Origin of the sequence: Streptosporangium album (assembly GCF_014203795.1) — a bacterium.
GTDB classification, from domain to species: domain Bacteria; phylum Actinomycetota; class Actinomycetes; order Streptosporangiales; family Streptosporangiaceae; genus Streptosporangium; species Streptosporangium album.
Window position 1 is genome coordinate 850,838 of the sequence record NZ_JACHJU010000002.1, and the last position, 19,035, is coordinate 869,872.

The 19,035-nt window shown below is 70.0% G+C and carries 19 protein-coding genes; 9 read left to right on the top strand and 10 right to left on the bottom strand.

Annotated features, from left to right (window positions below; all coding sequences use genetic code 11):
- Positions 1 to 327 precede the first annotated feature (327 nt).
- Genes FHR32_RS27770 through thiE form a run of 3 tightly spaced genes read left to right on the top strand, consistent with a single transcriptional unit; the run spans position 328 to position 2,547 of the window.
- Positions 328 to 1,500: an NAD(P)/FAD-dependent oxidoreductase gene (locus tag FHR32_RS27770; RefSeq protein ID WP_184757472.1), complete on the top strand. Its 1,173-nt coding sequence runs from the start codon at positions 328 to 330 to the stop codon at positions 1,498 to 1,500.
- Positions 1,501 to 1,550: 50 nt separating this feature from the next.
- Entirely contained in the window at positions 1,551 to 1,928 is a 378-nt protein-coding gene (locus tag FHR32_RS27775) for an Rv2175c family DNA-binding protein (RefSeq protein ID WP_184757473.1), read from the top strand.
- Complete coding sequence (gene thiE / locus FHR32_RS27780; protein ID WP_184757474.1) at positions 1,906 to 2,547, top strand: thiamine phosphate synthase; 642 nt, start codon at positions 1,906 to 1,908, stop codon at positions 2,545 to 2,547. The genes FHR32_RS27775 and thiE overlap by 23 nt, the downstream gene beginning before the upstream one ends.
- 30 nt (positions 2,548 to 2,577) lie before the next feature.
- Here the strand turns inward: thiE and FHR32_RS27785 are convergent, their stop codons facing one another.
- Positions 2,578 to 3,645, bottom strand: a complete 1,068-nt coding sequence (locus FHR32_RS27785; protein WP_184757475.1) for a polyprenyl synthetase family protein — start codon at positions 3,643 to 3,645, stop codon at positions 2,578 to 2,580.
- Positions 3,646 to 3,751: 106 nt separating this feature from the next.
- Between FHR32_RS27785 and metF the strand changes: the two genes are divergently transcribed.
- Positions 3,752 to 4,684 carry a methylenetetrahydrofolate reductase [NAD(P)H] gene (metF, locus tag FHR32_RS27790; protein ID WP_184757476.1) on the top strand — a complete coding sequence of 311 codons (933 nt, stop codon included), beginning with the start codon at positions 3,752 to 3,754 and terminating at the stop codon, positions 4,682 to 4,684.
- Between the two features lie 52 nt (positions 4,685 to 4,736).
- Here the strand turns inward: metF and FHR32_RS27795 are convergent, their stop codons facing one another.
- Together FHR32_RS27795 and FHR32_RS27800 are read right to left on the bottom strand one after the other, a co-directional pair.
- Complete coding sequence (locus FHR32_RS27795; protein ID WP_184757477.1) at positions 4,737 to 5,285, bottom strand: GNAT family N-acetyltransferase; 549 nt, start codon at positions 5,283 to 5,285, stop codon at positions 4,737 to 4,739.
- A 212-nt stretch (positions 5,286 to 5,497) separates the two neighbouring features.
- A complete protein-coding gene (locus FHR32_RS27800) occupies positions 5,498 to 5,977 on the bottom strand; it encodes a YbaK/EbsC family protein (protein ID WP_184757478.1) in 480 nt (159 codons plus the stop codon).
- Positions 5,978 to 6,096: 119 nt separating this feature from the next.
- Here FHR32_RS27800 and FHR32_RS27805 point away from each other — a divergent pair, with 119 nt between their 5' ends.
- Both FHR32_RS27805 and FHR32_RS27810 read left to right on the top strand, forming a co-directional pair.
- Positions 6,097 to 6,894 carry a L,D-transpeptidase family protein gene (locus tag FHR32_RS27805; protein WP_312882724.1) on the top strand — a complete coding sequence of 266 codons (798 nt, stop codon included), beginning with the start codon at positions 6,097 to 6,099 and terminating at the stop codon, positions 6,892 to 6,894.
- A gap of 321 nt (positions 6,895 to 7,215) precedes the next feature.
- Entirely contained in the window at positions 7,216 to 7,662 is a 447-nt protein-coding gene (locus tag FHR32_RS27810; RefSeq protein WP_184757479.1) for an SAV_6107 family HEPN domain-containing protein, read from the top strand.
- A gap of 27 nt (positions 7,663 to 7,689) precedes the next feature.
- Here FHR32_RS27810 and FHR32_RS27815 read toward each other — a convergent pair whose 3' ends face one another.
- From FHR32_RS27815 to FHR32_RS27845, 7 genes are all read right to left on the bottom strand, one after another.
- Complete coding sequence (locus FHR32_RS27815) at positions 7,690 to 8,814, bottom strand: PP2C family protein-serine/threonine phosphatase (RefSeq protein WP_246467452.1); 1,125 nt, start codon at positions 8,812 to 8,814, stop codon at positions 7,690 to 7,692.
- A gap of 234 nt (positions 8,815 to 9,048) precedes the next feature.
- Positions 9,049 to 9,543, bottom strand: a complete 495-nt coding sequence (gene bldD / locus FHR32_RS27820; RefSeq protein WP_184757480.1) for a transcriptional regulator BldD — start codon at positions 9,541 to 9,543, stop codon at positions 9,049 to 9,051.
- Between the two features lie 270 nt (positions 9,544 to 9,813).
- Complete coding sequence (locus FHR32_RS27825; protein ID WP_184757481.1) at positions 9,814 to 10,722, bottom strand: universal stress protein; 909 nt, start codon at positions 10,720 to 10,722, stop codon at positions 9,814 to 9,816.
- Positions 10,719 to 12,143: an amino acid permease gene (locus FHR32_RS27830; RefSeq protein WP_184757482.1), complete on the bottom strand. Its 1,425-nt coding sequence runs from the start codon at positions 12,141 to 12,143 to the stop codon at positions 10,719 to 10,721. Before FHR32_RS27830 ends, FHR32_RS27825 begins: the two co-directional genes overlap by 4 nt.
- Positions 12,144 to 12,240: 97 nt before the next feature.
- The gene (gene arcC, locus FHR32_RS27835) at positions 12,241 to 13,176 is read right to left on the bottom strand and encodes a carbamate kinase (RefSeq protein ID WP_184757483.1); all 936 of its coding nucleotides are present in this window, start codon (positions 13,174 to 13,176) and stop codon (positions 12,241 to 12,243) included.
- A gap of 61 nt (positions 13,177 to 13,237) precedes the next feature.
- On the bottom strand, positions 13,238 to 14,242 hold the full coding sequence (argF, locus tag FHR32_RS27840) for an ornithine carbamoyltransferase (RefSeq protein ID WP_184757484.1): 1,005 nt from the start codon (positions 14,240 to 14,242) through the stop codon (positions 13,238 to 13,240).
- 29 nt (positions 14,243 to 14,271) lie between these two features.
- Positions 14,272 to 15,516 carry an arginine deiminase gene (locus FHR32_RS27845; protein ID WP_184757861.1) on the bottom strand — a complete coding sequence of 415 codons (1,245 nt, stop codon included), beginning with the start codon at positions 15,514 to 15,516 and terminating at the stop codon, positions 14,272 to 14,274.
- Between the two features lie 714 nt (positions 15,517 to 16,230).
- Between FHR32_RS27845 and pyrR the strand changes: the two genes are divergently transcribed.
- From pyrR to FHR32_RS27860, 3 genes are read left to right on the top strand one after another with little or no spacing between them, the layout of a single operon-like run.
- Positions 16,231 to 16,800 (top strand): bifunctional pyr operon transcriptional regulator/uracil phosphoribosyltransferase PyrR, encoded by a 570-nt coding sequence (pyrR, locus tag FHR32_RS27850; RefSeq protein WP_221466237.1) that lies wholly within the window; start codon positions 16,231 to 16,233, stop codon positions 16,798 to 16,800.
- Positions 16,797 to 17,729: an aspartate carbamoyltransferase catalytic subunit gene (locus FHR32_RS27855; RefSeq protein WP_184757485.1), complete on the top strand. Its 933-nt coding sequence runs from the start codon at positions 16,797 to 16,799 to the stop codon at positions 17,727 to 17,729. The genes pyrR and FHR32_RS27855 overlap by 4 nt, the downstream gene beginning before the upstream one ends.
- Entirely contained in the window at positions 17,726 to 19,021 is a 1,296-nt protein-coding gene (locus FHR32_RS27860; RefSeq protein WP_184757486.1) for a dihydroorotase, read from the top strand. Before FHR32_RS27855 ends, FHR32_RS27860 begins: the two co-directional genes overlap by 4 nt.
- Positions 19,022 to 19,035 lie beyond the last annotated feature (14 nt).

A 19,035-nucleotide genomic window follows, 5' to 3' on the forward strand; every position in this document is an offset into this window, starting at 1 on the left:
TCCGCTCCCTTCGCCGGCATGACCCGGATCAGGTTCGTGGCGGTCGAGGGCTCGCTTGCGGTCACGCCCGGATCGCCGTCCGCCCGCCGTCGTGCTCGTCCGCGCCGAAGGCGCGACTTCTCTCGCACGTCACCGGGCCCACCGCGGTCCTCGTCGCTCCGCAGCCCTCCTCTCAGCCCGGTGCGTTCCGGGCTCCCGCGCGTCTTGTCCCTCCCACCTTAGGGGCATCGGACAACACCATCATCGTGTGGGATGTGAGCTAAATACCGTTTTCGTTATCGAACCGCGTTGGTAGGAGATCGCTCCGGCCGCTTAGGCTCGTAGATTGTGAATCATGTCGTGGTGGTTGGCGCCGGCCTGGCCGGCGTGCGGAGCGTCGAGGCATTACGGGCCCACGGGTTCGGCGGCACGATCACTTTGCTCGGTGAGGAGGCGCACCGGCCCTACGACCGTCCGCCGCTCTCGAAGAGCGTCCTGCTGGGTGAGACCGACTCCACGGTCGTCGACTCCGACCTGGACGCGCTGGAGGTCGACTTTCGCGCGAGCGTCGTCGCCAAGGGGCTCCGCGAGGGCGTGGTGGAGACCACGGAGGGCGAGCTGGCCTACGACGGGCTGGTGATCGCCACCGGCTCGCGCCCGATCCGCCTCCGCGGCGACGGCCCGCAGCACGTCCTGCGCACCATCGACGACGCGCTGGAACTGCGTGCCCTGCTCACCGGAGGAGCGAAGGTCGCCGTCATCGGCGCGGGCTGGATCGGCGCCGAGGTCACCACCGCCGCCCGCAAGGCGGGCTGCGAGGTGACAGTCGTCGAGACCGCCGACGTCCCCCTGAGCGCCGCCCTCGGCCCCGTGGGCGCGCACACCGTCGCCTGGTACGGCCAGGCGGGCGTGGACCTGCGCCTGGGCACCGCGGTCGCCTCGGTCGACCAGGGCGGGCTGACCCTGGCCGACGGCTCCCTGGTCGAGGCCGACGTGGTCGTCACCGGCGTCGGCGTACGGCCCGCGGTCGAGTGGCTCGCCGGTTCCGGTCTCGAACTCGACAACGGGGTCGTCACCGACGAGCACCTGCGCACCTCGCTGCCGAACGTCGTCGCCGTGGGCGACTGCGCGGCCTGGTGGTCGCGCCGCTACGGCCGCCGCCTGCGGGTGGAGCACTGGGACACCGCGCTGGGCGCCCCCGACGTGGCCGTGGCCACGCTCCTGGGTGACGAGGCGGTCTACGACCCGGTGCCCTATTTCTGGTCCGAGCAGTTCGGTCACATGGTGCAGTACGCCGGGGACCACGACGGCGGCCGCCTGGTCATGCGCGGGGATCCGGCGACCGACACCAGGTGGGGGGTCTGCTGGGTGACCGGGGACGACAGGCTCACGGCGGTGCTCGCCGTCAACCGTCCCCGCGACCTCGTCCAGGGCCGCCGCCTCATCGAGCGCGGACAGCGTCTCGACGTCGATCGCCTGGCCGACCCTGCGGTAGCGTTGCGCGACTGTACGGCGGCGTAACCTCGCCGCAGGGTGTTTGGCGAAGGGCTCGATGTGGTAGTGGTGGATTCGTGACGCTTTCTGTTGCGCAGATCGACCGGGAAACCGACCAGTTGGTGGGCGAGTGGCTCACCCTGAGCGAGGTGGCCAGGAGGCTCAACCTCAGCGCCGGTCGCGCCAAGCAACTTCTCAAGGACCGCAAGCTCATCGGAGTGCGGCGCGGGGGTGGCGAGCCCCAGGTCCCCGCCGCCTTCATCGCCGCCGACGACGACGTCGTCAAGGGCCTGCCGGGCACGCTTACCGTGCTGCTCGACGCGGGCTACAGCGACGTCGAGTCGCTCCGGTGGCTGTTCACCCCGGACGACACCCTGCCGGGCTCACCGGTGGACGCGATCGTCGCGGGCCGCCATACCGAGGTCAAGCGACGTGCCCAGGCCCTCGGTTTCTGACGCCCGCCTCTACCTGTGCACCGACGGACGCCGTAACCGCGGGGACCTCGCCGACTTTCTCGACGCCGCCCTGGCCGGCGGCGTCGACATCGTGCAGTTGCGCGAGAAGGGTCTGGAGGCGCGCGAGGAGCTCGAGCTCCTCGAGGTCTTCCGCGCGGCCTGTGACCGCCACGGCAGACTCCTGGCGGTCAACGACCGCGCGGACATCGCCTACGCGGCCCGTCCCGACGTGCTCCACCTCGGCCAGGACGACCTGCCGGTGCCGGTCGTGCGCGACATGCTCGGCGACGACATCCTCATCGGGCGTTCCACTCACGCCGACGATGAGGCGTCCGCCGCCGCCGTCGAACCCGGGGTCGACTACTTCTGCTGCGGCCCGATCTGGCCGACGCCCACCAAACCCGGGCGGTCCGCCCCGGGACCCGGCCTGCTCCGGCACGCCGCGTCCCTGGCCACCGACCGGCCCTGGTTCGGCATCGGCGGCATCGACCTCGCCAACCTGGACGAGGTCATGTCGTACGGCGTGCGCAGGGTCGTGGTCGTGCGGGCCATAACCGAGGCCGACGACCCGAAGGCGGCTGCCGAGGAGTTCCAGCGGCGGCTGACCGGCTCGACCTGACCGGCTCCGTGCCGGTGGCGGTGGAGCCGGTCAGGTGCGGCGGGACGTCGCGGCCACGGCCAGCTCGGCCAGGGCCGTGCGGGCCTCCGCGGTGATCGGGGCGTCGTCCAGCGAGCTCAGGGCGTCTTCGAGATACTTCTTGATCATCTCTTCGCACGCGAGGAGCGCCCCGGTCTCCTCGATGATCTGCCGGAGCCGCTCGACCCCGGACACGTCCAGGTCGGGGTCGCCGAGCGTGGCGCGCACGGTCTCCGCCTGGACGGAGGAGGCCGCGGCGAGTGCGCGGGCGATGAGCATCGTCCGCTTGCCCTCCCGCAGGTCGTCACCGGCGGGCTTGCCGGTCTCGGCGGGATCGCCGAACACGCCCAGGATGTCGTCGCGGAGCTGGAAGGCGATGCCCACGCACCGGCCGTACTCCTCGCACAGCCGGTCGATCCACGGGGCGCGCTCCCGCGCCGCCAGCACCAGCCCGAGCCGGAGCGGCTGCTCGACCGAGTATTTGCCGCTCTTGAAGAGGGCGACCCGCAGCGCGCTGTCGAAGCTGTTCTCACCGTGGGCCTGTTCCAGCAGGTCCAGATACTGGCCGCACATCAGCTCGGTGCGCATGTGGTCGTGGACCTCCTGCGCCGCGGCGAGCGAGGCGGGCGGCAGACCGCTGCCCCGCCACATCTCACCGGACCAGATGAGCATCAGGTTGCCCAGCAGGATGGCGGCACTCTCGCCGAACTGCTCGGCGGAGCCGTGCCAGCCCGCCTTCTCGTGCAGCCTCTGGAACCTGCGGTGCGCCGAGGGCATTCCCCGGCGCAGGTCGCTGGCGTCCATGACGTCGTCGTGCACCAGGGCGCTCGCCTGGAGCAGTTCGAGTGACGCGGCGGCCGTGAAGAACGCGGGGTCCTCGCCGCCCCCCGCGCCGCGCCAGCCCCAGTAGCAGAACGCCGGGCGCAGCCGTTTCCCACCCGCCAGGAACTCCTCGGCGGCCGCAATGAGAGGTGCCACCTCGGGAGCGTTGATCCGAGGTCGCTGCCGCTCGACGAATTCCCTGAGCGAACGATCCACTTCGGAGCGGATGATGTCGAGCGCAGCTGCGGAATTGGTCATGCCCTGACATTATCGGGCCTTAGCGACGACTCCTATCTGTAGAGGTGGGCGCTTCGCCGCTAATTGCGGTTATTGGCGGCGGCAGTGTGACCAGTACCCTGGAACCATGGCTCTGGGTCGCCCGTCAGTCCTTCCCGACCGCGTGCCCACCGTCCGCGAGATCCTCGCCGCCGGTGGCCGGTCGTTCTCCTTCGAATTCATGCCTCCGAAGACCGACGAGGGGGAGCGGCAGCTCTGGCGCGCCATCCGGGAACTGGAGGCGCTGCGCCCGTCGTTCGTGTCGGTCACCTACGGCGCCGGCGGCGGCACCCGCGACCGCACGGTCGAGATCGTGGAGCGGCTCGCCCACGAGACCACGCTGACCCCGGTCGCCCACTTCACCGCCGTCAACCACTCCATCCGCGAGCTGCGCCATCTGGTCGGCCGCTTCGCGGACGCGGGCGTGCGCAACATCCTCGCGGTGCGGGGCGACCCGCCCGGCGATCCCATGGGTGAGTGGGTGCGCCACCCCGAAGGCGTCCTCTACGCCGACGATCTGGTCCGGCTGATCCGCCAGGCCGGCGACTTCTGCGTGGGCGTGGCGGCCTTCCCCTACAAGCACCCCAGGTCGGGCTCGGTGGAGGCCGACACCGAGCACTTCGTGCGCAAGTGCCGTGCGGGAGCCGACTACGCGATCACCCAGATGTTCTTCCAGGCGGACGACTACCTGCGGCTGCGCGACCGGGTGGCGGCCAGGGGCTGCGACACCCCGATCATCCCCGGCATCATGCCGGTCACCCAGTTGAGCACGATCGCCCGGTCCGAGCAGCTCTCCGGCGCGCCGTTCCCGGCGGATGTGGCGGCGAGGTTCGAGGCCGTCGCCGACGATCCGGCCGCCGTGCGCCGGCTGGGCATCGAGCACGCCGCGGAGCTCTGCCAGACCCTGCTCGACGAGGGCGTGCCCGGAATCCACTTCATCACCTTCAACCGCTCCAGCGCGACCCGTGAGGTCTTCCAGGCCCTCGACGTCGCCCCGAAGGCCGCTTTCCTGCCCGCGTAGAGCCGACCTGCCGCGCCGCCGTGCACGGCGGCGCGGCGACCGGTCCCCGCCGCTACCCGCGCAGCGGGAGCACCGCCCCGAGGATCGCATAGCGCTCGTAGCCGCCCGGGAAGACGAACTGGGTGAGAAGGTCCACGAAACCGGCACTGCGGTAGAGATGCCGGGCCGCGGTGGGCTGGTCGCGGGTGGACAGTACGGCGGTGCGTTCCGGGCGGCCGGCGCACATGCCCGTGACCAGCGTCCGGCCGATGCCCTTGCCCTGGTAGTCGGGGTGGACGTGGATCTCGGCGAGCTCCAGGGCGTCGCCGAGCCAGCCGCGCGCGCTGCCCTCGCCGTACCGCTCCGCCATGGCCTGGTGGACGACGTCGTGCCACCACTGCCCGGGGACCCCGTGGAAGCCGTAGGCCAGACCCACCGGCATCCCGTCGGGCCGCTCGGCGAACAGGCAGGTGAAGCCCGGGTGGACGGCATGGTTTCCCATGATCGTCTTTCGGCCGGAGAGCTGGTCGGCGGGAGGGGCCATCGCGGCGGTGTAGATCTCCAGGACCGCGTCCAGCCGGGCGGCGAACTCCCCGGGGCCGACCTGTCGCAGTCCGATCACCCCATGCACCCTAGCAGGGCGGACATCGACCTGGCCGGTGAAAGGTACATAAGTGGCGTTTGGTATGTCTCGTTCGACCTTTGGGTGCCTTCATCCCCTTCGGGCCCGAGAGATGCCGGCTCGGGAGGGGGGACGGGCGTGTCCCTCGCCTCTCCGTCCCGGACGCCGGGACCGTGGACGCCGGCCCCCGCGGAGCGGGGGCCGGACGGCGGTCAGCGCTCCACGTCCACCGGGGTGCCGGCGGTGAGGCGGACGAGCTCGGCGAAGGAGGTGGGGAAGACCGTGTGCGGATGGCCCGCGGCAGCCCAGACGACCGGGTGCCTGTCGAGCCAGGTGTCGACCAGCGTCCTGAGCGGGGCGGGGTGGCCGACCGGGGCGACGCCGCCGATGACCTGACCGGTGGTGGCGCGCACGAAGTCGGGGGCGGCCCGCTTGACCTTCGCCGCGCCCACCCGTTCGGCGATCAGATCGGTGTCCACCCGGTGGGCGCCGCTGGTGAGGACGAGAAGCGGGGCTCCGTCGGCGTCGAAGACCAGGCTGTTGGCGATGGCGCCGACCTCGCAGCCAAGCTGCGCTGCGGCGGTCGCGGCGGTCGGCGCGGCCTCCGCGAACACGACGATCTCGCCGGTGACTCCGTGCTCGCCCAGGACGGCGGCGACCTTCTCGACATTGGGATGCAACTTTTCTGGCACGGGGTCACTCTAAACAGGTTGACCATTGATTGCCGCTTCATTACTGATGGCAGATAAGCGTGATCCGTGCGCTATGGTCCCTTGGTCCGAGCATCGGTGATATGAGGGGATGATTTTAGGTGGGGGTTGAACGGCGGCTCGGAGTGGCCGCGCTCATGACGGCGGGGGCCGTGCTTCTCTCTTCTCTCGGCCTTTCCGGGGCCGCGAGCGCCCAGACCGTCACCGCGGCGCCGCCGGCCGTCGCGGTGAAGGCCGCGGGGGCGGCCGCGTTCGCCGCACCCGGCAAAACGCTCAAGATCGGCGCCAAGGGCGCCGCGGTCCAGATGCTGCAGACGCGGTTGAAGGAGCTCGGCTATGTGCCCGGCAAGCTCGACGGCCGGTACGGCGGGGCCACCCAGGCCGCGGTCTGGGCCTTCCAGAAGGTCAACGGCATCACACCGACCAGCACCGTGGCGCGCAGGACGTGGAACGCCCTGGAGGCCCCGAAGGCGCCCAAGGTGCTGGTGCCCAACGGCAAGCCGACCCGGGTCGAGATGAACCTCACCACGCAGGTGATGGTCCTCTACGTCAACGGCCGGGTGAAGCTGATCAGCCACACCTCCTCCGGCAGCGGGATCCCGTACTGCGAGACGGCGAACTGGGGCGGCAAGGTGCAGCGGTTCTGCGGCGACGCCCGTACGCCGACGGGCGACTACAAGACGACCTGGCGCAGGGACGGCTGGCACAAGTCCTATCTCGGCCAGCTCTACAACCCGATCTTCTTCAACGGCGGCATCGCCTTCCACGGCGCGCTGTCGGTGCCGCTGGCTCCCGCCTCGCACGGCTGCGTCCGGCTCCCCATGAACGTGGCGTCGGTGCTCCCCGGCCTGCTGGGCAAGGGCGTCCCGGTGCACGTGAGAGGTAAGTTCGTCCGATAGTCACAGGTGAAGGCCCCGGGAGATCATGATCTCCCGGGGCCTTGCCGTTTCCGGAGGGCCGGGCCTCCGTCCGTCGCCTTACTTGACACTATGAGTGATCGAATTTATGTTCGATGTAATGACGTGAGACTCGCGGATCACGTCCAGGGTGGCCGATCGTGTCCGCCTCGTCGCCACAGGCGATCGGGCCAGGTCGGGGCGGACGGGGAGAGGGGAAGCTCCTCGTCCGGCCACCCGGCGGATTTGTCGGTGGGGTCTGCAAGTGTTGACATCACCGGCGAAAACGCCGGGAGCCGCTTGTGACCTAGGAGGCTGAAGCACATGACCCCTCGGCTCAGCGATTCCGGCGGGCCCCGGTTGTCGCCCACGGCGCGGGCGCACCTGACCGACGCGCGTGACTGCCTGGAGGAGGCGGCCGCCGCCCGGACCCCCGCCACCCGTTACGTCGCCGCCCACCTGGCGGCGCTCAGGGCCGCCGCCGCCATCCTGGCCGCACGGCCGCGCCCCATGGACGGCCGCAGGCGCCGGCTGCGCAGCGCCTGGGAGCTGCTGCCCGAGGCCGAGCCACGGCTCGCCGACTGGGCGCCCTATTTCGAGATGAGCGCGACCAAGCGGGCCTCGGCCGAGGCGGGGATGACCCGCGTGGTGTCGGCGCGGGACGCCGAGGAGCTGATCTCCGAGGCGGAGCGGTTCGTCACCACGGTGGAGAAGCTGCTGGGCGTGCCCACCCAGCCCATGCTGCCCGGTCGCGTCCCCCTGGCCGGCTAGACGCGGCCGGCCCGCGCATCCGGCCGATCAGGCCGCCGAGGAGGCGGTCGGATGGGCCGCGCGGCGACGCAGCAGGAGCATGGCGGCGTCGTCGCCCAGCGGACGGCCCACGTGCCGTAGCAGGTCGGCGCGGAGCGCGTCCAGGGAGAGCTGCGGATCGGCGCCGTTCAACAGGTGGGCCCTGGTGGGAAGGGGATAGAAGTCCCCTGTTCCGTTACGCGCCTCGATGACCCCGTCGGTGTAGAAGAGCACCTGGTCGCCCGGCTCGAAGGGGATCTGGTACGGCACCGGATCGCTGGCCTTCAGCGAGCCCATGCCCAGGGGGAGCGCCTCGTCCGGAGGATCGGCGAACCACTGCGTGGAGTCGGCGCTGAGCACCATGGGCGACGGGTGGCCACAGTTGATCAAGGTGATGGAGGTCCCCCCGGTGATCTCGGCCAGGATCGCGGTGACGAACTGCTCTCCGGACAGCTCACGGGTCAGGGCGTTCTCCAGCCGGGTCACCACTCCCTGGAGCTTGGCCTCGTCGTGAGCCGCCTCCCGGAAGGCGCCGAGCACCACCGCCGCGGTCTCCACCGCCTCCAGGCCCTTGCCCTGGACGTCTCCCACGATGATCCGGACCCCGTGCGGGGTGGCGACGACCTCATACAGGTCACCGCCGATCCTGGCCTCCGCGGTGGCGGAGGTGTAGGAGACGGCGACGCCGATCCCGGGTCCGGCGCGGCGCGGGACCGGTCGCAGCAGCACGCGCTGGGCGACCTCGGCCACCGAGCGGACGTCGGCGAGCTGGCGCTCGTGGCGGAGCCGGCCGGCGCTGGCCAGCACGCTGGCCACGGTGACGCCGAGGATGGCGAGCGCGGTGATGTTGGTGCGGGGCGTCCACAGGATCTCGTTGTAGCGCCCGAGCGCGAAGCACAGTGCCAGGGCGACGACGCCGACCACCGTGGTCCTGGCCAGCCCGCAGGCCACGCTGGCGAAGGCCGGGCCGAGGGCGAGCAGCGGCAGGAGGCCGGCCGTCGGGCCGGAGCCGAAGTCGATCAGGGCCACCACGGCCATGACGATGAAGGGCAGGAGCTTCAGGGTGTCCTGGGTCCTGCTGCCTCCGACGGAGGTCAGCAGTCTCAGGAAGGCACGGGTCTTGGTCGATCCCAACAGCGCCTTGAAAGTGTCAAGACGGCTCTGCGGGCGCGTTCGAGAGTGATCATGCCGATCCTCTCCCCCTGCCATGTCCACCACATCTCGTTAAATGCCATGTCTGCCTTTTCCTACCACAGGGATCGTCAACCGTGGCGGGATGCGGGCGAGGTTCTGGCAAGAGGGAGAGATTTGCCGGATTCGCCGGGGGCGGGCACGCCGGCGATCGGCGTGCCCACCCCGGACGGACCGTCAGAAGGAGTCGACGGCGCGACGTGCCTCGGGGTCCAGGACGCCCCAGGTGATGAGTTCCTCGGTGAGCTCGGTAGGGGACTTGTCGTAGATCACGGCAAGGGAGCGCAGGTCCTCCTGACGGATGGACAGCACCTTGCCGTTGTAGTCACCACGCTGGCTCTGGATCGTGGCGGCGTAGCGGGCGAGGGCGCCTGCCTTCTCCTTGGGGAGCTGGGCAAGGCGCTCAAGGTCGATCACAAGTTTCGGTGTCGGGCCGAGCGGGCTCGGGGCGGCGCCACCCGGCAGCAGCTCCGAGACCGGAACCCCGTAGAAGTCGGCCAGCTCGGCAAGCTTCTGCACCGTTACGGCGCGGTCCCCGCGCTCGTAGGAGCCGACGACAACCGCCTTCCAGCGTCCGCGGGACTTCTCTTCGACTCCGTGCAGGGACAGGCCCTGCTGGGTGCGGATCGCGCGGAGTCGTGCACCCAGCGACTTGGCGTACTCAGACGGCATCGTGTGGCCCCCCGGCTCTGTTATGTACTGCTTTCACTTGATTGTGCTCCCTCGCAACATATGCCCCAACCACCGGGTTGATGCCTGGGGTAGCACCTTCGGTGACGGGGAGGTTGGGGTTTACCCGATAACGCCGCGAGGTGTGGTTACGGACAGTGACGGTAAAGCGGTGGACGCCTAAGGTCAAGCTGATTGGAAAAAAGATGCCGAATCCGATCCGGTGTGCTCCTCCTCAAACGCCACACTTGTCCCATCTTCTGCGGTGAACCGTCAGAGTTTCCCCTGCTTGCCGATGATTCCAGGCTTCTTCGGTGGGTTTCGGGGCAACATCATCACCGGGCAGGACGCGGAGCGTATGATCTTCGATGAGATGTCGCCGACGAAGACCCGGCGCAGCGGTCCCGTTTCGCTGGAGGCACAGATCAGCATCACCCCCTCGCAGTCGGTGCCGCCGAGCGCCGTCGCCACGTTTCTGCCCTCCAGAACCTCCACCGCCACCTCCAGGCGCCCATGGCCGCGCGCGGCCGCCCTGAGGTCGGCCGTGACCGTCTCCCGCAGCCGGTTGAGCGTCTCCTCGTCCATCCTCGCCTGTTGCCCGCTGTGTACGACCAGGGTGATCAGGCGCAGTGGCACGCCCATCCGCGCGGCGAGCGTGGCGGCCTCCAGCACCGCCTGGTCGGATGCGGGGTCGCGCCGGTAGGCCACGGTCAGCCGCCGGATTTCGGGCGGGTGCTCCCCGCCGTAGCCCCTGGGGGCCAGGGCGACGGGCACGGGAGAGGCGTGCAGGAGCTGGTCGGCGGTGCTGCCCAGGCGGATACGCCCCCGGACGCCTCCGGGGGCCGGGCCGATGACCACCACGTCGGCCCGGGTCCTGCCGGCGAGCTGCACCAGGCCGCGCCCGCTGCCCCGGTTGCCGTCGAGGACGTAGTCGATCGGCAGGTCGCGCACGTCCGCCAGCAGCAGCCGTGCCTGTTCGAGGGTCCGGGCGGCTTCCGCGGTCACATAGGCCCGCCACTCGGCGTCGATCCTGCCCGGTCCCGGCGTGGTCCAGGCGGGGGTGTGCACGTAGGCCACCGTCAGCCGGGCCCCGGTCTGCCTGGCCAGCAGTACGGCCAGCGCCAGCCCGTCCTTGCCGCGCGATTCGGGGACGAACCCGGCGAGGACATGTTCGATCTTCATCGGACGCTCCGGTTGAGGCGGGAGTTGCGGTAGCCGTACAGGAAGTAGGCGAGCAGGCCGGCCAGCATCCAGATCGTGAAGGCCAGCCAGGTGATTCCGGCCAGCCCGAGCATCACGATGACGCAGAGGACCACGCCGAGGACCGGCGTGACCGGGAAGAACGGCGTCCTGAAGCTGCGGGGCAGGTCGGGCCGGGTACGGCGGAGCACCAGCACGCCGATGTTGACGATGGCGAAGGCGAACAGGGTGCCGATGCTGGTGGCCTCGGCGAGCTGGCCCAGCGGGATGAACCCGGCGAGCACGGAGATGAACAGGGCCACGATGAGCGTGTTGGCCACCGGGACCTGGCGGCGCGGGTCGACTCTCTGGAAGATCTTCGGTATCAGGCCGTCGCGCGACATCGCGAACAGGATGCGGGTCTGCCCGTACATCACGGTGAGGACGACGCTGGCGATGGCGACGACGGCGCCGAAGGAGATGATGACGCCCGCCCAGGTGGAGCCGGTGGCCTGGTTCGCGATGAGGGCGAGGCCGGCCTCGGTGGTGCCCGGGTTGAACTGCTGCCAGGGCATGGCGCCGACGGCGGCCAGTGCCACCGCCACGTACACGACGGTGACGATGACGAGTGAGAAGACGATCGCCAGGGGCAGGTCGCGCTTGGGGTTCCTGGCCTCGTCTCCGGCGGTGGACGCGGCGTCGAAGCCGATGTAGGAGAAGAAGACCTGGGAGGCGGCGGCGGTGACGCCGGCGACGCCCAGCGGGGCGAACGGCGTCAGGTTGCCCGTGTTGAACGCGGTGAAGGCCACGGAGCAGAAGAACGCCAGCACCGCGATCTTGAGCATTACGAAGATCACGTTGGCGGTGGCGCTCTCGGAGGTGCCGCGCATCAGCAGCCAGGTGGCGAGCAGGACGATCAGTATCGCGGTGAGGTTGAAGACGCCGCCCTGATCGCCGGGGGAGTGGGTGACGGAGGCCGGTAACCGCCAGCCGAGCAGATCGTGGAAGAAGCGGTTGAGATACTCGCCCCAGCCGACCGCCACCGCCGCCACCGAGACGGCGTACTCCAACATCAGGCACCAGCCGCACACCCACGCCACCAGCTCGCCCAGGGTCGCGTAGGCGTAGGAGTAGGACGACCCGGATACGGGGATCGTGCCGGCCAGTTCGGCGTAGGACAGGGCCGAGAACAGGGCCGTGATCGCCGCCAGCACGAAGGAGGCCACCACGGCGGGACCGGCCTTGGGCACGGCCTGGCCGAGGATGACGAAGATGCCGGTGCCGAGCGTGGCGCCGACGCTGAAGAGGGTGAGCTGCCACAGGGTCATGGTCCGGCGCAGCTCGCCGCCCTCGCCGTGGCCGCCCTCGGCGACGATCATGTCGGCGGGCTTGATGCGGAACAGCCGCTGCGCCACCGGAGCCATGACATGTCCCCCTCGACTGGGCCTGTGTGGTGATGATCTGCCGTGTCAGGGGGGCTGACCGGGGTCTGACCGCCGAAACGCGGACGCGGATCCCGGATCAGAGGGTGCTGGCCAGCGGCCAGGTGGCGTTGGGCGTGACGATCGTGCCACCCCTTCCCTCCAGGATCCGCTCGGCCTCGTCCAGCATGCCGATCGCGGCCATGTCGCCGGTCGTCTCCACGAACCGGCAGGCCGCCTCGACCTTCGGGCCCATCGAGCCGGCCGGGAACCTCTCGGCGCGCAGCTGGTGGGGCGTGGTGTGGGTGATGTCCTCCTGCTCGGGGGTGCCGAAGTGCCTCGCCACCCGCGGCACGTCGGTCAGCATCATGAAGACGTCCGCCTCCAGCGCCTCGGCGAGCACCGATCCGGTGAGGTCCTTGTCGATGACCGCCTCGACGCCCTGGAGCCGCCCCTTCTCGTTGCGGATGACCGGGATGCCGCCACCACCGGCGCAGACGGTCAGGACGCCGTCGCGGACCAGGCGGCCGATCAGCCGGGTCTCCACGACCCGCCGCGGGGCGGGGGAGGGCACGACCCTCCGCCAGTACCGCCCGTCCTGTTTGACCGTCCAGCCGTACTCCTGGGCCAGTTTCTCGGCCTCCTCCTGGCTGTAGATCTCGCCGACGAACTTGGTCGGGTTCTTGAACGCGGGGTCCACCGCGGAGACGAGCGTCTGGGTGACCAACGCCGCGACCTGCCGTCCGGGCAGCGCGTTCTGCAGCGCCTGGAGCAGCCAGTAGCCGATCATGCCCTGGGTCTCGGCGACGATCGTGTCGAGGGGGTAGGGCCTGGTCAGGTTGGTGTCCTGGGCGCTCTCCAGTGCCAGCACGCCCACCTGCGGGCCGTTCCCGTGGGTGATGATCAGTTCGTGCCGCTCGGCGAGCCTGGCCAGGGACGTGACCGAGGCGCGGAGGTTGTTCTCCTGGAGGTCGGCGTCGGGCCTCTGCCCCCGCCGCAGCAGCGCGTTTCCCCCCAGGGCTACCAGGACGCGCATAGGTCGCCCCCTCTGGATGACCGGGTCCGCGGGTGCCTTGATGGTGTGGTGGTGTGCACGGTCAGTCCCCCAGGGTGGCCACCATGATGGCCTTGATGGTGTGAAGCCGGTTCTCGGCCTGGTCGAAGACGATCGAGCGCGGAGATTCGAAGACCCCCTCGGTGACCTCCAGCGCGTCGTGGCCGGTCTTCGCGAACAGTTCTTCGCCGACCTTGGTCTCCCGGTTGTGGAAGGCCGGCAGGCAGTGCATGAACTTGACTCCCGGATTCCCGGTGGCCCGGATCGCCTCCGCGTTGACCTGGTACGGCATGAGCAGCTCGACGCGCTCGTCCCACACCTCCCTGGGTTCGCCCATGGACACCCACACGTCGGTGTAGAGGAAGTCCACGCCTTTGACGCCCTCGGCCACGTCCTCGGTGATGGTGATGGTGGCGCCGGTCTTCCTGGCGAGGTCCCTGGCCGGTCCGACGACCGCCGCCTCGTCCGGCCAGAGGTCCGCGGGAGCCACCATCCGCACGTCCATGCCGAGCATCGCGCCGGTGACCAGCAGCGAGTGGCCCATGTTGTTGCGGGCGTCGCCGAGGTAGGCGTAGGAGACCTCGTGCAGGGGCTTGTCGCTGTGTTCCTGGATGGTGAGCATGTCGGCGAGCATCTGTGTCGGGTGCCATTCGTCGGTGAGGCCGTTCCAGACGGGCACGCCGGAGTAGGCCGCGAGTTCTTCGACGTAGGCCTGCCTGCTTCCCCGGTACTCGATCCCGTCGAACATGCGGCCGAGGACCCGTGCGGTGTCCTTCACCGACTCCTTGTGGACCATCTGGGAGCCGCTCGGGTCGAGGTAGGTGACGTGGGCGCCCTGGTCGTGGGCGCCGACCTCGAACGCGCACCGGGTGCGGGTCGAGGTCTTCTCGAAGATCAGCGCGATGTTCCTGCCGGCGAGCCGGGGGACCTCGTTCCCGGCGTACTTGGCGGCCTTGAGGCCGGCCGACAGCTTGATCAGGAACCTGAACTCCTCCGGAGTGAAGTCCAGCTCCTTCAGGAAGCTGCGGTTGCGTAGGTTGAATGCCATATGTGTGCCCCCCGGGCCGGTGAAGCGCGTCAGATGCCGTCGCGTTCGAGCGGGCAGCTCATGCAGCGGGGGCCGCCCCGGCCCCGGCCGAGCTCGCCGCCCGGGGTCGTGATCACCTCGATGCCGTTGTCGCGCAGGTAGTCGTTGGTGGTCGTGTTCCGTTCGTAGGCGATGACGACACCGGGTTCGACGGCCAGCACGTTGCAGCCGTCGTCCCACTGCTCCCGCTCGGCGGCGTAGACGTCCTGCGTGGGGGTGAGGATCTTGATGTCGTCCAGGTCGAGGGCCCGGGCCATGGCCTTGTGCATGTCCTCCGCGGGATGATCGGTGATCTTGAGTTCCTTCTCGTTGTCACCGGGCTCGACCGTGTAGGAGGGCAGCATGCCCAGGCCGGCGAACTTGGTGAACACCCCGACGTCCACGTTCGTCATGACGGTGTCCAGGTGCATGAACGCCCGGGCCTTCGGCATGTCCAGCGCGACGATCCGCTCCGCGGAGCCCTTGCTGAACAGGCTCCGCGCGAGCATCTCCACCGCCTGCGGCTGGGTGCGCTCGCTCATCCCGACCAGCACCGCCCCCCGGCCGATGACGAGCACGTCGCCGCCCTCGATGGTGGCCGGGGCGGCGGCCAGCCCTCGCATCCAGACGTTGTAGCCGCCTTCGCCCGGCCTGTCGTAACCGGGCGCGAACAGCGGGTGGTAGCGGTAGACGGCCTCGTAGTTCACGGTCTCGCGCTGGCGGGCCTTCTTCCTCATCGCGTTGACGGAGACGCCGTCGTAGATCCAGCAGGAGGTGTCGCGGGTGAACATGTGGTTGGGCAGCGGCGGCAGGACGAAGCCGTCGGGGGGGAGCGTGTGGAACGCCAGGCTCTTGGGGTCGGTGCCCCTGTCCATCAGTTCGCGCTTGGTGATGCCGCCGATGAGGTAGAGCACGAGCTCGTCGGAGTCCATCGCGTCCAGCGCGTTGCGGAGGGCGTCGACGGCCACCGGCCCGAAGTACCGCTCGTCGATGACGCTGTCCAGGATGTACTTGCGGGCTTCGGGGATCTCCACCGTCTCGTGCAGCAGCTCGTCCAGCAGGTGGACGGTGACGCCGCGGTCGCGCAGTACCCGCTGGAACTGCTCGTGTTCCTCCAGCGCGCGTTGCACCCACAGCACGTCGTCGAAGAGGAAGTCGTCCTTGTTCGACGGGGTGAGCCGCTTCAGCGCCAGTTCGGGCTTGTACAGCAGGGCCTGATGGAGCCTGCCCACCTCGGAGTCGACATGAAAGGTCATTCGCGTCTTCCTTCGTCGTTGTCGGAGCGGCAGGGGAGCCGGAGCCTCGTCTCCGGGGCCGTCCGCGCGGCGTCTCGCCTCGGCCCAGGTGTAGGTCGGGATACCCACGAGCATCATCAGGAAGCCGATGAAGAGTGCCTCCATGCCGGTGCCGTACGTCATCCGGAAGCCGGACCGGATCGCCACGGCGGCGTTGACCGCGTCGGCGGGCGGGGCGCCGGAGGTGGTGAGGGCGGCGAGCGAGAAGGCGCCGATCCGTCCTGGCGGACGCTCGCCAGAAGACTCCCCCATCGCGCGCCCCCGGCACAGTCCCGCCGCACCGCTCACGTCCATGAGCGATATCGATGAGTTCCCCCGGGGCAGATGGGATGAAACCCTCGTTACCCGCGCAGATGCCTTCTGGCCTCGGGGTTCCTGTCCGGTGCCGGACGCGTCCGGACCTGGCCGTCCGAGGCCCCCGCTCTCTCGAGGTGAGACCGGGACGCGGTCGCCACCGCCCTGCCCTGGCGCTCCGCCGTCACGGTCGAGCGGGCATGACTTTGCCGATCAATGGTCTGTGCGTGCTATGGAGTACTATATGTAGGTCTCTGTCCTAGTTTGTCATCGTTACGGAATCAAGAGGTCGATTCCGGCGTGCCGTCGTACGGCTGCTAACGTGAGGGCGTTGACTTCCTTTAAGACCCGTCCTGTGAGGCGGGAAAGGTGGTGTTTTCTTTGACTGATGCGATTTCGCATGCCCGCGGCAGCGCCCGTGCGGTCCTTGAGGGGCCCGACATCAACCGCGCGCTGATCCGCATATCCCACGAGATCCTTGAGCGCACCAAGGGCGCCGAGGACATCGTCCTTCTCGGGATTCCCACGCGAGGCGTCCACCTGGCCCGTCGCCTGGCCGCCTACGTCAAGCAGTTCGAGGGCCGCTCGGTGCCCGTCGGGTCCCTTGACGTGACGATGTACCGCGACGACCTCCGCCTCCGTCCCGCCCGCGCACTGGGCCGCACCGAGCTGCCGGCCGACGGCATCGACGGCAGGGTCGTCGTCCTCGTCGACGACGTCCTCTACTCCGGTCGCACGGTCCGTTCCGCGCTCGACGCGCTCAACGACCTGGGCCGCCCGCAGGCCGTCCAGCTCGCCGCCCTGGTGGACCGAGGTCACCGCGAGCTGCCCATCCGGGCCGACTACGTGGGCAAGAACCTTCCGACCTCCAAGTCCGAGATCGTCAAGGTCTACCTGGAGGAGAACGACGGCCGCGACGCGGTCCTGCTGCTGAAGGAAGACGACAAGTGAAGCGGCATCTGATCTCGGCGGCCGACCTGAGCCGTGACGACGCCCTGCTCATCCTGGACACCGCCGACGAGCTGGCGAAGATCTCAGAACGTTCCATCAAGAAGCTGCCGACCCTGCGCGGCCGTACCGTGGTCAACCTCTTCTTCGAGGACTCCACCCGGACCAGGATCTCCTTCGAGGCCGCGGCCAAGCGCCTGTCGGCGGACGTCATCAACTTCTCCGCCAAGGGCTCCAGCGTCTCCAAGGGCGAGTCGCTCAAGGACACCGCACTGACCCTGGAGGCGATGGGCGCCGACGCCGTCGTCATCCGGCACGGCGCCTCCGGCGCGCCGCACCGCCTGGCCGGCTGGGTGCGCGGCAGTGTCGTCAACGCCGGCGACGGCACCCACGAGCACCCCACCCAGGCCCTGCTGGACGCCTTCACCATGCGCCGCCGCCTCGGCCCGCTGGACGGCAGGAGGGTCACCATCGTCGGTGACGTGCTGCACAGCCGGGTCGCCCGCTCCAACGTCCTGCTGCTGAGCACGCTCGGCGCCGAGGTGACCCTGGTCGCCCCGCCCACCCTGCTCCCGGTGACCGTGGACTCCTGGCCCTGCGAGGTCTCCTACGACCTCGACACCGTGCTGCCCAAGTCGGACGTGGTCATGATGCTGCGCGTGCAGCGCGAGCGGATGAACGCGGCGTTCTTCCCCACCGAGCGGGAGTACAGCCGCCGCTACGGCCTCGACCGCGACCGCGTCGCCAAGATGCACGACGACGCCATCGTGATGCACCCCGGCCCGATGAACAGGGGAATGGAGATCGCGGCCGAGGTGGCCGACTCTCCGCGCTCGACGATCGTCGAGCAGGTCGCCAACGGAGTGACCACGCGCATGGCCGTCCTTTACCTGCTGCTTGGCGGCGCCGACCTCGGGGGAGAGATCCAGTGACCAGCATCGTCATCAAGGGCGCGAGGATTCTCGGCGGCGAGCCGGCCGACATCCTGATCCGCGACGGCGTCGTCGCGGAGATCGGTCAGGGGCTGAGCGGGGACGAGACGGTCGACGCCCGCGGCCTCATCGCCCTGCCCGGCCTGGTGGACCTCCACACCCACCTGCGCGAGCCCGGCCGTGAGGACGCCGAGACCGTCGCCACCGGCACCCGCGCCGCCGCCCTGGGCGGCTACACCGCCGTGCACGCCATGGCCAACACCGAGCCGGTCGCCGACACCGCGGGCGTCGTCGAGCAGGTCTGGCGCCTGGGCCAGGAGGCCGGCCACTGCGACGTGCGTCCGGTCGGCGCCGTCACCGTCGGCCTCGCGGGGGAGCGGCTGGCCGAGCTCGGCGCGATGGCCGACTCCGCCGCGCGGGTCCGCGTCTTCTCCGACGACGGCAAGTGCGTCTCCGACGCGGTGCTCATGCGCCGCGCGCTGGAGTACGTCAAGGCCTTCGACGGCGTGGTCGCCCAGCACGCCCAGGAGCCGCGCCTGACCGCCGGCGCGCAGATGAACGAGGGCGCGGTCTCCGGGAGGCTCGGCCTCACCGGCTGGCCGGCGGTCGCCGAGGAGGCGATCATCGCCCGCGACTGCCTGCTCGCCGCGCACGTCGGCTCCCGCCTGCACGTCTGCCACCTGTCCACCGCGGGCTCCGTGGAGATCGTCCGCTGGGCCAAGTCCAAGGGCTGGAACGTCACCGCCGAGGTGACCCCGCACCACCTGCTCCTCACCGACGACCTCGTCGAGGACTCTCCTGTCGGCTCCTACAACCCGATCTACAAGGTGAACCCGCCGCTGCGCACCCGCGCGGACGTGGAGGCGCTGCGCGAGGCCCTGGCCGACGGCACGATCGACTGCGTCGCCACCGACCACGCCCCGCACCCGGTCGAGGACAAGGAGACCGAGTGGGCCGCCGCGGCCATGGGCATGATCGGCCTGGAGACGGCGCTGTCGGTGGTCCAGGAGGCCATGGTGGAGACCGGACTGCTCGACTGGGCCGGCGTCGCCGAGCGCATGTCCTGCGCCCCGGCCAGGATCGGCCGGCTGGAGGGCCACGGGCGGCCGATCGAGGTCGGCGCCCCGGCCAACATCACCCTCTACGACGCCGCCGTGCGCGCCGAGGTGGACCCGGCCGGCTACGCCTCCAAGAGCCGCAACACGCCGTACGAGGGCAGGACCCTGCCCGGCCGCGTCGTGGCCACCTTCCTCCGTGGCAGGCCGACCGTCCTGGACGGAAAGCTCGCTTGACGGCCCCCTGCCTG

Coding starts and splice junctions, on each gene's coding strand:
- FHR32_RS27810 (WP_184757479.1), top strand. CDS start 7,216: ATGACCCCTCGGCTCAGCGATTCCGGCGGGCCCCGGTTGTCGCCCACG.
- FHR32_RS27825 (WP_184757481.1), bottom strand. CDS start 10,722: ATGAAGATCGAACATGTCCTCGCCGGGTTCGTCCCCGAATCGCGCGGC.
- FHR32_RS27830 (WP_184757482.1), bottom strand. CDS start 12,143: ATGGCTCCGGTGGCGCAGCGGCTGTTCCGCATCAAGCCCGCCGACATG.
- arcC (WP_184757483.1), bottom strand. CDS start 13,176: ATGCGCGTCCTGGTAGCCCTGGGGGGAAACGCGCTGCTGCGGCGGGGG.
- FHR32_RS27845 (WP_184757861.1), bottom strand. CDS start 15,516: ATGACCTTTCATGTCGACTCCGAGGTGGGCAGGCTCCATCAGGCCCTG.
- FHR32_RS27785 (WP_184757475.1), bottom strand. CDS start 3,645: ATGACCAATTCCGCAGCTGCGCTCGACATCATCCGCTCCGAAGTGGAT.
- metF (WP_184757476.1), top strand. CDS start 3,752: ATGGCTCTGGGTCGCCCGTCAGTCCTTCCCGACCGCGTGCCCACCGTC.
- argF (WP_184757484.1), bottom strand. CDS start 14,242: ATGGCATTCAACCTACGCAACCGCAGCTTCCTGAAGGAGCTGGACTTC.
- bldD (WP_184757480.1), bottom strand. CDS start 9,543: ATGCCGTCTGAGTACGCCAAGTCGCTGGGTGCACGACTCCGCGCGATC.